12 protein-coding genes are annotated in these 16,246 nt (G+C 33.8%); 4 read left to right on the top strand and 8 right to left on the bottom strand.

Translation table 11 applies throughout. The features are described 5' to 3' along the window. Nucleotides 1–23: 23 nt before the first annotated feature. Complete coding sequence (locus A6E04_RS19710) at nucleotides 24–1,001, bottom strand: CobW family GTP-binding protein (RefSeq protein ID WP_065612240.1); 978 nt, start codon at nucleotides 999–1,001, stop codon at nucleotides 24–26. 225 nt (nucleotides 1,002–1,226) lie between these two features. On the opposite strand from A6E04_RS19710, the gene A6E04_RS19705 reads away from it, so the two are divergent. The 4 genes from A6E04_RS19705 (at nucleotide 1,227) to gltS (A6E04_RS19690) (ending at nucleotide 7,160) form a co-directional block, all read left to right on the top strand. Beyond that, nucleotides 1,227–3,050 carry an ABC transporter ATP-binding protein gene (locus A6E04_RS19705; protein WP_065612181.1) on the top strand — a complete coding sequence of 608 codons (1,824 nt, stop codon included), beginning with the start codon at nucleotides 1,227–1,229 and terminating at the stop codon, nucleotides 3,048–3,050. Between the two features lie 182 nt (nucleotides 3,051–3,232). Further along, nucleotides 3,233–4,225: a Solitary outer membrane autotransporter beta-barrel domain gene (locus A6E04_RS19700; protein WP_065612180.1), complete on the top strand. Its 993-nt coding sequence runs from the start codon at nucleotides 3,233–3,235 to the stop codon at nucleotides 4,223–4,225. Nucleotides 4,226–4,444: 219 nt separating this feature from the next. Beyond that, nucleotides 4,445–5,668, top strand: coding sequence for a sodium/glutamate symporter (gene gltS, locus A6E04_RS19695; RefSeq protein WP_012551984.1), 1,224 nt, complete (start codon nucleotides 4,445–4,447; stop codon nucleotides 5,666–5,668). Nucleotides 5,669–5,936: 268 nt separating this feature from the next. Continuing rightward, a complete protein-coding gene (gltS, locus tag A6E04_RS19690; protein ID WP_017023183.1) occupies nucleotides 5,937–7,160 on the top strand; it encodes a sodium/glutamate symporter in 1,224 nt (407 codons plus the stop codon). A gap of 77 nt (nucleotides 7,161–7,237) precedes the next feature. Here gltS (A6E04_RS19690) and A6E04_RS19685 read toward each other — a convergent pair whose 3' ends face one another. From A6E04_RS19685 to A6E04_RS19655, 7 genes are all read right to left on the bottom strand, one after another. Beyond that, a complete protein-coding gene (locus A6E04_RS19685) occupies nucleotides 7,238–8,866 on the bottom strand; it encodes a methyl-accepting chemotaxis protein (protein ID WP_065612179.1) in 1,629 nt (542 codons plus the stop codon). 83 nt (nucleotides 8,867–8,949) lie between these two features. Further along, nucleotides 8,950–9,195, bottom strand: coding sequence for a hypothetical protein (locus tag A6E04_RS19680; protein ID WP_065612178.1), 246 nt, complete (start codon nucleotides 9,193–9,195; stop codon nucleotides 8,950–8,952). Nucleotides 9,196–9,369: 174 nt separating this feature from the next. Then, nucleotides 9,370–10,413: an HlyD family secretion protein gene (locus tag A6E04_RS19675; protein ID WP_065612177.1), complete on the bottom strand. Its 1,044-nt coding sequence runs from the start codon at nucleotides 10,411–10,413 to the stop codon at nucleotides 9,370–9,372. Between the two features lie 5 nt (nucleotides 10,414–10,418). After that, nucleotides 10,419–11,732, bottom strand: a complete 1,314-nt coding sequence (locus tag A6E04_RS19670) for a glycosyltransferase family 2 protein (protein ID WP_017023179.1) — start codon at nucleotides 11,730–11,732, stop codon at nucleotides 10,419–10,421. Further along, nucleotides 11,732–13,084: a TackOD1 domain-containing metal-binding protein gene (locus tag A6E04_RS19665; protein WP_065612176.1), complete on the bottom strand. Its 1,353-nt coding sequence runs from the start codon at nucleotides 13,082–13,084 to the stop codon at nucleotides 11,732–11,734. Before A6E04_RS19665 ends, A6E04_RS19670 begins: the two co-directional genes overlap by 1 nt. A gap of 31 nt (nucleotides 13,085–13,115) precedes the next feature. Continuing rightward, nucleotides 13,116–14,426: a sensor domain-containing diguanylate cyclase gene (locus A6E04_RS19660; protein WP_065612175.1), complete on the bottom strand. Its 1,311-nt coding sequence runs from the start codon at nucleotides 14,424–14,426 to the stop codon at nucleotides 13,116–13,118. A 19-nt stretch (nucleotides 14,427–14,445) separates the two neighbouring features. Continuing rightward, nucleotides 14,446–16,149, bottom strand: coding sequence for a bifunctional diguanylate cyclase/phosphodiesterase (locus tag A6E04_RS19655; RefSeq protein WP_065612174.1), 1,704 nt, complete (start codon nucleotides 16,147–16,149; stop codon nucleotides 14,446–14,448). Nucleotides 16,150–16,246 lie beyond the last annotated feature (97 nt).

The following is a 16,246-nucleotide window of genomic DNA, read 5'->3' as shown; positions in this document are numbered from 1 at the left end:
TTATATTAATAAAAACAACATTTTTACTTTTTATCGTTAATCAATAAACTCAGTAATACTTCTTCTAACGTGTCCCAAGGCAATAATTGAGTATCAATCACTTCTAGTTTTGATTCCATGCCATCAAGACTTAACTGATTGACTGACACCACACGATTTGCCACATTAAAAGCATAAAAGCCTTTGTTCGTGTTCATTACCGCTTTAATTCGCTCTGCATTTAAATCCGACAACATCGAAAACAGCTCATCAAAATCAAATACCGATTCCGCACCAAAGAACCAACCACAGCTAACATAGCCTTGACCCTTATTTTCTTTACGAAGAAATTTTTGCCCAGGTTCCAGTATCATTTCCACAATATCTTGCTCTGCATGATGGTGATGATGCTCTTCTATCGTCAATTCAACCGTTCTGTCTTCATCTAACCAGTGCAAAGGTAGTTCACCATGATTGATCGTCGCGGTCTTTGGTTGGTGAGGTAACGATTTTGCCCATGAAGAAAATAAACATTTATCGTAGTCTGAAGCCATGTCCATTTTCGTTGCCACGATCACATCAGAGATACCGAGTTGGTCATTAAAATTTTGATTACTGATGTACTTCTCATCCGATAAATTTCGAGGATCTACAAGCCCGATGGTTGATTTTAAATCAATGTACTTTTCATAGTTTTCAGATTGGAGAATCGCAATGATCTTTTTAGGATGGCCTAAGCCTGTTGGCTCAATGATTAAACGATCTGGTTTTTGACGCAATAGCGCATTAATCCCAACTGACATAGGTAAACCAGCAGTACAGCACATACAACCGCCAGGCACTTCTTTTATTAATGCCCCTGCTTCAGATAAGAAAGCACCATCAATACCCACCTCACCAAATTCATTGACTAAAACAGCCCAAGATTCTCCTTCAGGTTTGTTCTTCAATAACTGCAAGATAGTGGTTGTTTTCCCTACCCCTAAGAAACCGGTGATAATATTTGTTGGGATCTTTTTCATTGGTTTAACCATCATAATTTGTATTTCTTTTATCATACCTCTCTCACATCCCTTGCGACCACTTATTTATCTAAACACGTTGATTTAATTTACAAAATTGATTACATAAATACGCTATTTAGGTTATGTTAACGGCATGTAGAAAGCAAAATCTGCACACGTATTCCTGATTTAATTATTCATTAAATTAAACAAACAATTTCTTTATAATTATAGGCTTAAAGTATGTTTAAATTCTTTGAGCGGATCACTACCGCTTTCCCAGAACAAGAACCAGAACAACCACCAAAAGGGTTGTATGCTTTTTGTCGCCATTACACCAAAGGGTTCGGAGTTCCTTTAATCGGCATGTCAGTACTTAGTGCTATCATCGCCATGGTTGAAGTGTCTCTTTTTGGGTTTATGGGGCAATTAGTTGATTGGCTATCCACTCATAACAGAGACACCTTTTTAGCACAGGAAGGACAAACCTTAATGTGGTTAGGTATTCTTGTTGTTATTGGGATGCCAATTTTAATCTTGATTCATTCATTCATTACACATCAAACGTTATTGGGTAATTATCCAATGGCTATTCGCTGGCAAGCGCATCGATACCTTTTAAAACAAAGTGTTTCTTTTTATTCAGATGATTTTGCTGGTCGTATTGCAACAAAGGTCATGCAAACCTCATTATCGGTCCGTGAAACCGTAATGAAGCTACTTGATGTGCTTATCTATATTTCTGTTTATTTTACCTCCATGATTGTGATGGTAGGAAAGGCAGATTGGCGTCTTATGCTGCCTATGCTTATTTGGCTTGCGGCATACATTGCGATTCAGTTTTACTTTGTCCCGAGAATGAAAGCTGTTTCAGAGAAGCAGGCCGATGCTCGTTCTACAATGACAGGACGCATTGTTGACAGTTACACCAACATCAATACGATCAAATTGTTCAGTCATAGTAAGCGCGAAACTGAATACGCGAAAGAAGGCATGGACGATTTCTTAGTGACTGTTCATAAACAAATGCGCTTAGCTACTGGCATTAATATCTCTGTAGAGATCATTAACTACTTATTAGTCTTCTCAATTACCGCGGTTTCTATCATGCTGTGGATTGATAATGAACTATCTGTTGGTGCTATCGCGATTGCGATCAGTTTAGCGTTACGTATCAATGGTATGTCTCATTGGATCATGTGGGAAATAAGCTCCCTATTTGAAAACCTAGGCACAGTGACTGATGGAATGAATACCTTATCCAAACCAATTACCATCAATGATAAACCTGACGCTACAGAACTTTCTGTTAAGCATGGAAATATTCAATTTAAGAATGTTAACTTCCATTATGGCGAGAACAAGGGAGTCATCAATAATCTAAACCTTGATATCAAACCAGGAGAAAAAATAGGGTTGGTGGGACGTTCTGGTGCGGGTAAATCAACATTAGTGAACTTGCTACTTCGTTTCCATGATATTGAATCAGGGTCTATCTCTATTGATGGCCATGATATTCGCGATGTTTCTCAAGATTCACTACGTAGTCAGATAGGCATGGTGAGCCAAGATACTTCCCTACTTCATCGCTCTATTCGTGACAATATCAAATATGGTCGTCCTGATGCGTCTGATGAAGAGTTGTTTGCAGCAACCAGACAAGCACAAGCTCATGAGTTTATAGAAACCTTAACGGATTCTTATGGCAGTACTGGCTATGATGCACAAGTTGGTGAACGAGGTGTGAAACTCTCTGGTGGTCAACGCCAACGAGTTGCTATATCTCGCGTGTTGTTAAAAGATGCCCCCCTATTGATTTTAGATGAGGCAACCTCTGCACTTGATTCTGAAGTAGAATCGGCTATTCAAGACAGCCTAGATGAATTAATGGAAGGAAAAACCGTTATTGCTATTGCTCATCGTCTATCAACGATTGCCGCAATGGATCGCTTAATTGTCATGGACCAAGGTCAAGTTGTTGAGCAAGGAACTCATAAAGAACTCGTTGAGTTCGGCGGTATTTATGCCCAATTATGGACCCATCAAACTGGTGGCTTTATAAAATAAGCAATAGGTTATAAATACGTCACCTTAAAGCACGCTACTTTACGCAAATGTAATGGCGTGCTTTTTTATTTATACATTGTCTTATCAGTTTTAGGAAAATAGGGAATAACACTCTGATTTTTAGTGGAATAAAGCATTATTTTAGACTAAATTATAGAGATGATTTTTTAAAGGGTACACGAATGACGCGAGGCCTATTTTCTTTACTTATTGCTTTTCTGTTTATTCAAACAATAAATAAAGCCTCAGCTCGTGAATTCACGCCTGCACAACAGTTTGAAGAGTCTTTTGCCACGGCTCTTGTTCTCTCCGACAGCAACATGATCACCTTTGGGATTGCAGATTTTAATCCCAATCGATATATTTCTAAAGATGAAAATCCAGATAACGGATTAGGAAGTTCAGACTCCGTTCAATTACGAAATCAAATGACGGTTTATTCGTTGCCGTACACCTTCACATTAAATGATGATGCAGATTCTTTATGGTCTCATGAGGTAACGGTAAGAGCCTCTTACGTCAATACGGACATTGATGTCAAGTTTCAAAATAAAGCGATCCCTGATTCAGATGTTGATGAAGTGTTCGGACTGTATTCCGAATACGCACAAAATTATATTTTTGCAGAAAATTGGACCATCTCATTTGGTACTGCACTACACTTGATGCATTACCGTAATTCACACAGCTACAATAGTGTGTACAGTCAAAAGTTTTCTCCCGCTTTAGATGGTATCTTTTATAACGTATCCACGAATGTATTTATGATTGAACCTAAAATGAGCTTCGAATATAAAAAAGTCGCGCCATGGGGAGAATGGCGTTTTAACAACAGTTATCATTATGCTAACGGACAAGGTTTTGGTGGTTCATCAAACTACAGCTCAGAGGTTCATCCTGAGGTGTGGCGTTTTGTAAATAGCGTACAATTACGTTACAACATGACCAGATGGAACCAGTTTGCTCAAGTATTGTACCTAAAAGCCAAACGTGTTGATCTTGGCGGCGATGTAAATAAGCCACTCGGAACCGATTATTACTATGAGTTCAATATTGCATGGTTAATCGATACGCGTAAATGGATCGATTTAGTAGATAATGTAGGCATTGGGTTTACTTTTAATGTCGGGAGTGCTCTTCGTGGTGGCAGTATTGTTCTTTTTTATGATGAATAATCAAGTATATACACCTAATTTCATCAGCCCTTAACAGTATTCTTATATTTTTTACATTAAGGCAACCCAAACCACAGCAAAAAAGTGCTACTATCCGCTCCTGAAATTAAACAATATCAATCCAGTAAGTGAATTTAAATACATAAATTTTTAATTTATTCTCGTACTTTCGTATTACTAGGACAGCCTATTGGTTTGATATTTGAACTTCGAGGTACTATGACAAACACTCTATCTATCGGCGCACTAGAATCTTTTTTAATTGCCATCGCCGTACTTTTTCTAGGCCACCTAATCAACTCTAAAGTTGTGTTTTTTAAGAAATACAACATTCCAGAACCCATTGTTGGCGGATTAATCGTCGCTTTTGCTATTACCGCTTTGCATTTTCAAGGGATTAATCTTGAGTTTTCATTGCCGCTACAAAGTACATTCATGTTGATGTTCTTCAGTACTGTCGGTTTAGCAGCGAACTATACACAACTGATAAAAGGCGGAACAAAGGTATTCTTATTCCTTGCTGTTGCCTCTTTCTATATCATTATTCAAAATGCAGTTGGTGTTAGCTTAGCAAGTGCTATGGGCTTAAATCCATTAATGGGTCTTATTGCTGGTTCGATCACGTTATCTGGTGGTCACGGTACGGGTGCTGCTTGGTCCCAAACGTTTGCTGAAACTTATCATCTAAACACGCTAGAGCTAGCAATGGCATCTGCGACCTTTGGTTTGGTCATGGGTGGCTTAATCGGTAGCCCGATTGCACAAAAATTGATTCATAAACATAAATTAGAATCAGAATATGGCACCGGTGTGGATACCCATACCCGCTTTCCTGAACTCGTCACTTACAATGAACGAGAAGAAGAAAAAGTGACCGCAAAAAAAGTGACCGAAACCTTATTCATTCTACTCATTTGTGTTGTAGGTGCCGGCCATTTAAGTGATTTTGTAGGCAGCTTTGATATTGCTTGGCTTAAAATCCCTGATTTTGTTTACGCTTTATTTATTGGTGTTTTCATCACTAATATTACTGAAGTAACAAAAATCCATAAGATTGATACTGAAACCGTTGATATCCTAGGCACTGTTTCGTTGGCTCTGTTCTTAGCAATGGCATTAATGAGTTTAAAATTGTGGAACATCTTTGATCTTGCGATTCCACTTCTTATTATTTTATCAGTTCAAACCGTTGTTCTTGCTTTCTTCTCTTACTTTGTCACTTTCAGAGTCATGGGGTCAAACTATGACGCCGCTGTTATGGCTGGTGGCCATTGTGGCTTTGGATTAGGAGCAACACCAACAGCAGTGATGAATATGGGCTCTTTAGTGTCTCGCTTTGGTCCATCGCCACAAGCCTTTATGGTGGTTCCAATTGTTGGCGCTTTCTTTATTGATATAGTGAACTTAATTATTCTACAAACTTACATTAGCTTTATTGGTTAAGTTACAACGTAATTAAAATATTCGCACTATAATGTGCTTACAAGAAAGGCTGAATGATTTTCTCATTCAGCCTTTTTATTTATTACTCAGCCCCCCCCTCTTTACTTTCATATCGAGCAGAATAAATCCTCCTCTTAATCATAACTCAAATTAGATATATGAACTTTTTATGACAGTGAAAATTTATAGTGACTTTATCAATAACTTATCATAATCTCGATCGTTCATACCCAACACCTATTGGTTAATAACCATACCTCGAGACACTATGACAAACACTTTATCTATTGGCGCTTTAGAATCGTTCTTGATTGCTATCGCTGTGCTTTTTCTTGGTCATTTCATTAATTCAAAAATTAACTTATTTAAGAAATACAACATACCAGAACCTATCGTCGGTGGATTAATTGTTGCTTTTGCTATTACCCTTTTGCATTTTCAAGGGATAAGTCTTGAGTTCTCATTACCATTGCAAAACATATTCATGCTTATGTTTTTTAGTACCGTAGGATTGGCAGCCAATTACACACAACTGCTTAAGGGGGGATCTAAAGTCTTCTTATTCTTAGCCGTCGCGTCTTTCTATATTTTAATTCAAAATGCCGTTGGTGTTAGTTTAGCAACCGCAATGGGGTTGGACCCTCTGATGGGACTTATTGCTGGTTCAATCACATTATCAGGCGGCCATGGAACCGGTGCAGCTTGGTCTCAGACCTTTGCTGACACGTATAATTTAAACACCTTAGAGCTTGCTATGGCATCAGCGACTTTTGGTTTGATTATGGGGGGTTTGATCGGGAGTCCAATCGCTCAAAAATTAATTCATAAACACAAATTAGAGTCTGAATACGGCGTAGGTACAGATACTCATGCTCGTTTTCCTGAATTAGTCACTTATAATGAAAGAGAAGAAGATAAAGTAACCTCTAAAAAAGTCATCGAGACGTTATTCATATTACTCCTTTGTGTTGTCGGTTCTGAGCACCTCAGTAATTTTGTGGATAGTTTTGGTATTTCTTGGCTTAAAATTCCTGATTTTGTTTACGCTTTATTTATCGGTGTTTTCATCACGAACCTAACGGAAGTGACTAAAATCCACAAAATTGATACGATAACCGTAGATATTTTGGGTACGGTTTGTTTATCACTTTTCTTAGCAATGGCATTAATGAGCTTAAAATTGTGGAATATTTTTGACCTTGCCATTCCTTTCTTGATTATCTTATCCGTTCAAACGGTGGTCTTAGCGCTTTTCTCTTACTTTGTAACCTTCAGGGTGATGGGATCAAACTATGATGCAGCGGTAATGGTAGGTGGTCATTGTGGATTTGGATTAGGAGCAACACCAACAGCGGTTATGAATATGGGATCATTAGTGTCTCGATTCGGCCCTTCCCCTCAAGCCTTTATGGTGGTTCCAATTGTCGGAGCCTTCTTCATTGATATAACTAACTTAATCATTCTGCAAGCGTACATTAGCTTTATTGGATAAGTGACGGTTAATTATTGACAGTTCATCATAATAAATGAATAAGAGCTTAGATTCACTCTAAGCTCTTATTGGTTAATCTACAAAGTAAACTGGTCTATGTTTTTTGATAACGAAGAAATACTCTCGTTCATGCTTTCAACTTGCTCAGAAATCACATTTGAAATCTCCATACAAACTTGAGACATATCTCTTACGTTTACCGCATTCCCGTTAATTTCTTCAATGACACAAGTTTGCTCTTCACTTGCTGTTGAAATCTGATGACTCATATCTGAAATAGAATTTAGGTTATTATCTACAATTTCAATATTTCTTCTCGATACCACAGACTTATCAACACATTCTTTAATTGTATTCTGACTTAATTCCATTTTCTCACTTACATCGAGTGTTTTAGATTGTAAGTTAGAAATAATTTGATTAATTTCAATCGTAGAATGTTGTGTCTTTTGAGCTAACACCCTTACCTCATCAGCAACGACTGCAAAGCCTCTTCCCTGCTCACCAGCTCTTGCTGCTTCGATAGCCGCATTTAATGCGAGCAAGTTTGTTTGATCTGCAATGTTACTGATCATATCTAACACACTGGTGATTTTATTACTGTCGTTACGTAACTCAGAAATCAGCACATTACATTCATCAATTTCGGTCGATGCGACACTAATAAACTCAGAGGTATCCGAAACTATTTGCTTAGTTTGGTTACATTCTTTAGATGCATCCGTTGTAAAGTTAGCAGAATTACTAATATTATTAGCAATCTCATTTGATGCACACTGCATTTCGTTAATAGCTGTCGCTAACATATCGACAGAATTAAGCTGCTGTGTTATTGCCTTCTCATTTTCTATCGATTGTTTGTTCATTAACTCAAAAGCGTCATTACTTACCTCAATACTCTCTTTAACAGCATTAATCACAGTAACTATTTTTAATCGGAAAGATCGTATAGATATCATGATGCTACCGATTTCATCATTCACAAAATCTTTACTATCAATAAAATCACACACTTTTCCGTTACGAAGGTCTAAAGTAATAAATCGCTCCAACGAAGTATTAATGAGAGCAATACGACGATTTAGGTCTCTCGATATATAGAACCCACTCACGATAGAAATGAATATTATGGTGATAATAATAAACATAGCAAAATATAATGTATCTAAACGTTCTTGTTTTGAATTTTGTCTATAGTCTTCTAAGAAAACATCAATCTTAGTGGATAATTCATTAATATTATTGTTTATTTCACTAAAAACGACAAGGCTGTCACTCACTAATTTATTTCTTGGTTCAGATGTTCTATTACTTTTTATTTCGTTAATGTATTTAATATAAGTGTTAATTTCATTATTTAACGTATCTAATCTTGATTTTTCTTTTCTTATTACATCTAAATCAAAAGTTCGATATGAATCTAAAAGAGAGTTCATGTCATAAATTAATTGATCACGTTCTTTGATATCATTATCGTTTTCAAATCTAATAGATATAAGCGCTAAGTCTGCTCTTCTTAAAGAAATTAACTTCTTTTCAAATGAGTTAAATATTTCTGATGATTCAATCACTTGTCTAAATAAAAATTGCTCGGTCTTATCATTATCAACATAATTCATATAAATTATATTTAATGCCACAAATAGACCAGTTGCATTAAATGCGACTAAGAATAATATTTTACTTCTTAATGAAATGTTTTTCATTTACTAAACCTTTTACCTTACTTAAATTAAATTGGTCATGCTACGTAAAACCCGTAAATTAAACAATTATGTTATTTATATATTTAACTAACCTTCAAATTATTAAGTATATTTTTAAACTTAATACATTCTGTGATTATTCTTTCATTATTTTCATTTCTAAATTTAGAATGAGTCAATTCATTGATTAACCACTCATTCAATTCAGTTAATTTAATGATTGAACTTTCATTCTTTATCATAAGTAAAGGATCTTTTTTAACTGCAAACTCTAATACTTCACATGAATCTGATATTTTATTTATTAGAAAATCATAATCTATTTTCATTATTTTATTATTCCATAATTATTATTATTTTAATGGCATAAGCCTACTCTTAGGTAGAGTATAAAAATACACAAGCGTGTTAATCAACAAGAGTAATGTTAATGATCAATACTTTACATTACCAATTATAATTAATTACAGAGGATTACCGCTTAATTATATTATTATAATTAACTAAAACGAGACATTAACCGGCATCCCCTCAACCCAAGAACTACTACTCAAATCATTGATAATATTAACCTTTACTTTAAGTAGAGCCTTAGTGCCTTCAAAAGGTTTAGCTAACTGGGTTGGTAATTTCGATGCCGTTTTAATCGCCAGAGATACTTCTCCTTTTAGGCGAACTCCACTTGGTAAAATAATGGTGACGAATGAGCCCTCTTTTGCTTTATCGATGTATTTTGGGTTTAAATACGCAATGACAAATGGGGGGACTTTTGATGAAACTGTTGCTAAATAATCCCCCTCTTTAACTCTTTGCCCTATGACTGCATTAATTTCAACAATATTACCAATGTAAGGTGAACGTATAAAAAGAGAATCATATTGACTTAATTTAGTCACTAATTCTTTATTTAAATTTCGAATTACTCCAGCGATGGCACCTGCAATATCCCTTTGATTATCATCAATTTTAGCTTTCGTATACATTATATTAGCATTTGTTATTAAATTCTGAGCATTACTATACATCCCAAGAATAGCAGCGTAATCAACCTGAGATACTTTTCCTTCTTTTATATATTTATCATAATTAATTTTTATTCTATTTATATTAACAAAACTAGACTTAGCATTATCTATTGCTAGAGTATAAGATGTTAAGTTATCTTTTTTAATTTTGTTATTAACATTTATTTTTTTCAATTCATGTCTTAAAAAAATGATGTCATTATCTAAAGCAGAATCTTTTAACTCCATTAAAAATTGATTACTTGAAACCTCATCACCTTCTTTTATATTAATGGATTCAACGACTGCATCTTGAGATGCAGTTAATATCACAGGTTCTGTCGTGATGATACCAGGTGCAATAGTTAATACATATTGTTGAAAAAAGTAATATAACATCGCCAATATTGGACTTAATACCAATGCTAAAATGGCATACCAACGTATACGATAACCACTTCTTTTTGCATTACCATATAATACCTTCATCCCATTATCCGTTGTTGGTTGTTTATTTTTTTCTAAGTGAAATTGAACTTTCATAATGTCTAAAACCGTTTTCCACGTTTAAGAACCCACCATGGGGCCATACTTGACTCTTCATGACTTCTTCTCGTTATCTCATTAATCATTGAAAATGCAGTAATCATTCTCATAAATAATGCATACAACGGATATATTGGTAACCAAATAGCCAACTTAATATCGTCTTTAGTTCGTTCTGAGACTAAACCAATATAAATCATAAAAGTAAAAAAAATGAATGTTATATAAACCAGATATATACACATTAACATTGATAATACGACGCTCATGGGATAAGTGATCACCATATATAGGCTAAAGATAATCATTAATAACGGTAATACCACATTTTGTAATATCCCATACACTAGCGTATAAATAAAATTACCCCAACCTAATAATCTTGGGTTTAATCCTTGTTTATGCTTTCTCAAAAATAAAAAAAGTAGATCTCCATCCCAACGCAAACGCTGCATTATTAATATTTTCAATGTATCAGGAGCATCGGTATGTCCAACAGCATGAGGCGTAAATGCTAATCGACTGTTTGGGTGACGCCCTTTGTATTGTTTTAAGCGCATGGTCAAATCAAGATCTTCAGCGGTGTGAGTATCCCAGCCTCCCACTTGCTTAATTACATTAATTCGAAATGCCCCAAAAGCACCTGAGATGTTATTTAATACGCCCCAATTACTCATTCCCGTTTTTCCAGTTTGCATTGACATCATGTATTCAAGAGATTGCATTCGAGTCAAAAAATTAGCATCCCAGTTGCGTACACGGAGTGCCCCACCAGATGCGAGTACATTTGGATCTGAAAATTGCTTGGCCATTTTCCATGCCATATCATTATCAAACGAAGTATCACCATCAACGTTAATAACTAATTCGTTTTTAGCTTCAGATAAACCCGCATTTAAGGTAGAAACCCGTCCGCCTCTTTGCCATTTTGGCACAACCCTTACCAACCTCATTTTATGAGAATGGTGTCTATGTTCTCCCTCTAAAGCGGCTTGGTAAGTGTCTTGATTCTGTTTTGCACCATCAACCACAATTAATATTTCAATATTGTTGGGGTATATTTGCTCAACTAGCGTATCAATCGTTTGCCTAATCGCATCACCTTCACCATAACAAGTAATGATAAAACTTATTGAGGGAAAGACTGTTGGTTCACTGTTATCAGCACTCCATGACCAACGAAAGACACCAGAAGCAACCAAAATAAATAACGGCAATTCAATCATGATCATCATTGGAAAAAAGACAAAAAACAACTCCAAATTATGACTAAGCATCCCAAAAATAGAACGGAAAACGTATTCAAATTCACTCATTACTCAATGACACCGAGTTTATCAATTAGCCATAAAGAAGCCTCATTATTCAATGACATATCAGGTAAAGGCCAGATATGTACATTTAGAATAACTAATTCAGACTCTATTTTATTTGCAATCATCTCCACTTTTTTCTGTAAAACAGATAAAGAATCAATAGGAGTCATTGGTATCAATAACAAAATCATGTCTGAGCGATATTGGCAGCAAATATCCGTATCTCGTAAAATATCATTTAGGTCATTAGATATTTGGTTAATCAATTGTAATAACTTAATTTCACCAAATTTATTTGAATACAGCTCAATCCCAGATAATTTGATGCCTAATAAAATATGAGTATGTTTATGCCTAATCGCTAATTTATTTATCCACACTAATAAGTTATGGAATGAATCACCATCGATTAATCCATTCAGAGATAACTCTTGGTTAAGAGAGTGATGACCGTACATCATTAAATTTTTAACTTGTTCACCCGCTTTAAATGTACTGATATGACGAGTTATCAGATCATCAATTTCATTACTATCAGAACAAGATAAACACCGTACTCTAGCGATAGATTCAGAGAATGTGTGGTCACAATCTAAGCATTTGTAATTTTCTAGTGGGCGGTCATAGTCGACACCAATATGGCGTAATTGCGTTAGGCACGTAGGACACTCTAATTTGCCACGATGCGTGAATTGATCTTGTTTTCCTACATGCCCACAAGTGAAACAATGTAATGAAACGACCTCTTCAATATCAACGCTTTTGCATGAAGGGCACGTTTCAATATAATTTTGATGACCACTATGACATGTAGGACATAATCGAATTCTATCGATCGTTAATTCTTTATTTAAATACCCTCTTTTCGTCTCTAGCTGAAGATAATGATTCGAATTACTCTCATCTCCCGCATAACAACTGACTAAAGGATAATAATATAATTCTTGTCTACGACTATCGCAAAAAGGCGTTAGGCGTCGATTATTACCTAACCAAAGCCAAGCTAATAATTTATCTATAGGTTCTTCTTTTATAAGAGATAACTTAGCTTGATGTAATTTCCATTTCTCGATAACATTTGTCGGTATCCAAAGACCATCGGATAAAGAATCACTTAATGAACTGGTATCTAAAACGTATACATACCAATTCCATATTAGTAATTTCGAGTGTAAATATTCTAACGCTTTATCTTGCTCTTCTACTGGTAATGACAAAACACAAATAGCCGGTTTGTGAACAAACAATTCTTCTATATTTTCAATATGAATAACATCAATACCGCTTCCATATATCAATTTGGAGTCACCAATAACATAAACAGGAACTATATTTTCAATTTCTATACTCATAGCATTAACACCCTAACCAATGTGATAATTATTATTTTTCTTTAAATTTCATTTCATACATTCTTTCGTCGGCGATTCGTATTAATTCATCCTTATTTTCGCCATCATAAGGAAAAATACTATAACCAATACTAATACCTATAATTACACTCAACCCATTGATTATCATAGGTTCACAGATCGAACGTAATATTTTATCTTTAAAAAAAGAAATATCCTCTACTTCTTTTTTTTTTATAAATATGGCAAATTCATCACCACCTAAGCGAAAAGCACATCCTTTGTCCTTTATAAGTAATGACATTCTTTTGGATACTTCAACAAGTAAAAGATCGCCGACTTCATGCCCATAAGAATCATTGATGCTTTTAAATCCATTAAGATCAGAAAAATATAATATAGAGTCTTTAAATAAGTTATTTGCATTTTCATCAAAAGATCGTCTATTGTAGAGACCAGTAAGAGGGTCAATATAAGAAAGTCGATACATTTTTTTCTTTTGTTCTAATAAATTAATAAGCATATAACTTATTATAGATAATGCGAATACAAAGAAAAAAATCAAATACACCTTATATCTATATTCAATAGGATCAATCCAACCGTCATTCGAACTTACTGATAGTATCCATTTTTGATTTAAAACAGAAAATTGATGATTAATACTATTATTTAACGTATCTCTTGTTGATTCACTAATAACTTCGACTGTATTTTTATTTTTATCTAAAAAACTTAATTTATAATTAAATCCATCACGAGACAAATCATTTAAAGATAGAGTGTTAATGAATTTATTTAGGTCTAATATAACAATGCTAAACCCCCAAAAATCATTAAATTCATTTCCAATAAAAACAGGCGTTCTTATAATCAGCCCAGATCCGCCTTGAAAGAGTTCAAGGGGTTCTGACATCATACTGATACGATTATCTCTAGAGAAAATAGCATCTTCTCTTCTTTTTTCATCCGAAAATAAATCTATGTATACCTTTTCATTCCCTTTTTTAGGGTAAGCATACTGGACAAAACCACCTGGGGCTAATTGCAAACTTTTTATAGCACAAAAATCTGTTATTAAATTATTTGCTATAATATTAAAATTATCTTCGGATATACTTTCATTGTCTGAATATATCAAATACTTGTATACTTGAGACAGAGTCAGATATTCATTAACTTTTATTAAGATTTCACTTTCATACTTACCTAAAAGATAAGCCATATTATGCTTATTTTCACTTTCAGTAATAGAATTACTGAAAGTAAATAAAACATAACCTATATAAAGATAAACCATACTTAAAGGAATGATTACAACATTTTTCCATTTAAATAACATATATACTACTTAATTTATTTTAAAGAGATTTATTCAAATTATTTCTACTTTTATTAATGTACATTTTTTTGTCTGCACAATTTATAGCAGATTCAATCCCTTTAGATAAATTATCTATTCCATAAGAAAAAGAAACATCGATATCATTAAATTTAAATAACCGCTCTATTTTGTGTCTAATTAAATTAAGTCTGCTTTCAAACATATCAATATCATCCCATTTGGTGAAAATTAAAAACTCATCACCACCATAACGAATAATTAGATCTTCTTCTCTTAGCTCATTTTTTAAATACATTACAAATTGGCTTAAACAATCATCTCCAAACTGATGGCTAAAATTATCATTAATTTTCTTAAAACCATCTAAATCAATAAAAGCAACCATATTAAAATTGTTCATATAATAACTATTTAAAATTGTTCTATCAAAACAACCGGTTAAAGTGTCTTGAGGGAATGTATCCCTATCATCTTCATCATAAACAATCGTGATTACTAATATTTTACCGTAATGGTTAATTTTCTGTCTAAATGTATAGTACGATTTCACTTTACCATTAAAATCAACCGATTCTCTTACCGTAAAAAAATTTGATTTCGATTCAATCAAATTCTTATCAAGAGTAATACAGCCTTTATATTGACCAAAAGTTTCATATACATCAGATAACGGCATACCAACCAAGTCCGTTCCCATAAAATCAATATGTGCTTGGTTATTAAATAACGCATTACCTTCTGAATCTCGAATAATAACCAGTCGGCTCATACAGTTTAAGTACGATTTGAAAAATAATATTTCTGGGCTGCTTGAACTGATCGATAATTTATTGTATTTTTTAATCAAATTTTCTTTTATTTCAGGTACACTTAAACACTCCGAAACTCGAGATCCTAAATTATTAAAATTATCAATCTCATGAATGTCATTGATTAATATTTCACATTCGGTTGCATCACTACATTTTATTAAATCATATAACCGTTTTTCTAAAACAAGTTTATCATTAACAAAGCATGTATTAACCTGTTGTTTATTCGTTATTTTTATATCTAGTAACGGTAATGGTTTAGAAAAAAAGAACCCTTGATATGTTACTTTCTTACCAAATGATTCAATTAAATCAAATTGTTGTTTGTTTTCAACCCGCTCTACCACTAAATGAAAATTATTTATATCTTCAAGTTCATCAAGAATATATTTTAGGTGTCTATAATTATAAAAATCGTTCTCTATATTTTTTATTAATGAACCATCGATTTTTATTTCATTAAACTCTAATGATAATACATGTTCTATATCAGAAAAACCTTTACCAAAATCATCTAAAGAAAATTTAATGCCGAGTGACTTGAGTAAATCCATTGACTCTTTAACTTTGATTAAAGATAAATAATCATCATTTTCTGTAATCTCTAACGTAATATCCTCTTCATTTTCTAAAATTTTAAACATCTCATGAATAAAAAAATCAGATTCTAAACTTTGGATAGAAATATTAATGGATACAGGAAAACTAAGCCCTACATTAGAATGATAGAGTCTTCTGTCTTCAAGCACTTTTGTAATAACAGATAAATCAAATAAAGGCTTATTAGTAATCATAGAGACATAGTTCTCTATATTTGAGGTCCCAGGGACTCGTAACAAAGCTTCTACGCCAATTATATTTCCACACTGGATTTTTGGCTGATATAAAAATGAACAATTAGAAATCAAGTAAATACCTTAGATAAAAAGACTCTTACGAGATGATACTAAAGTTATATTTAGCTCATCACCAATAAGCCGGAATTTACAGGAATTAAGGTAAAAC

It is taken from the genome of Aliivibrio logei, assembly GCF_001691055.1.
GTDB classification, from domain to species: Bacteria; Pseudomonadota; Gammaproteobacteria; order Enterobacterales; family Vibrionaceae; genus Aliivibrio; species Aliivibrio salmonicida.
The sequence above is the reverse complement of the archived record's forward strand: the minus strand, read 5'-3'. Positions and strand labels throughout refer to the sequence as shown.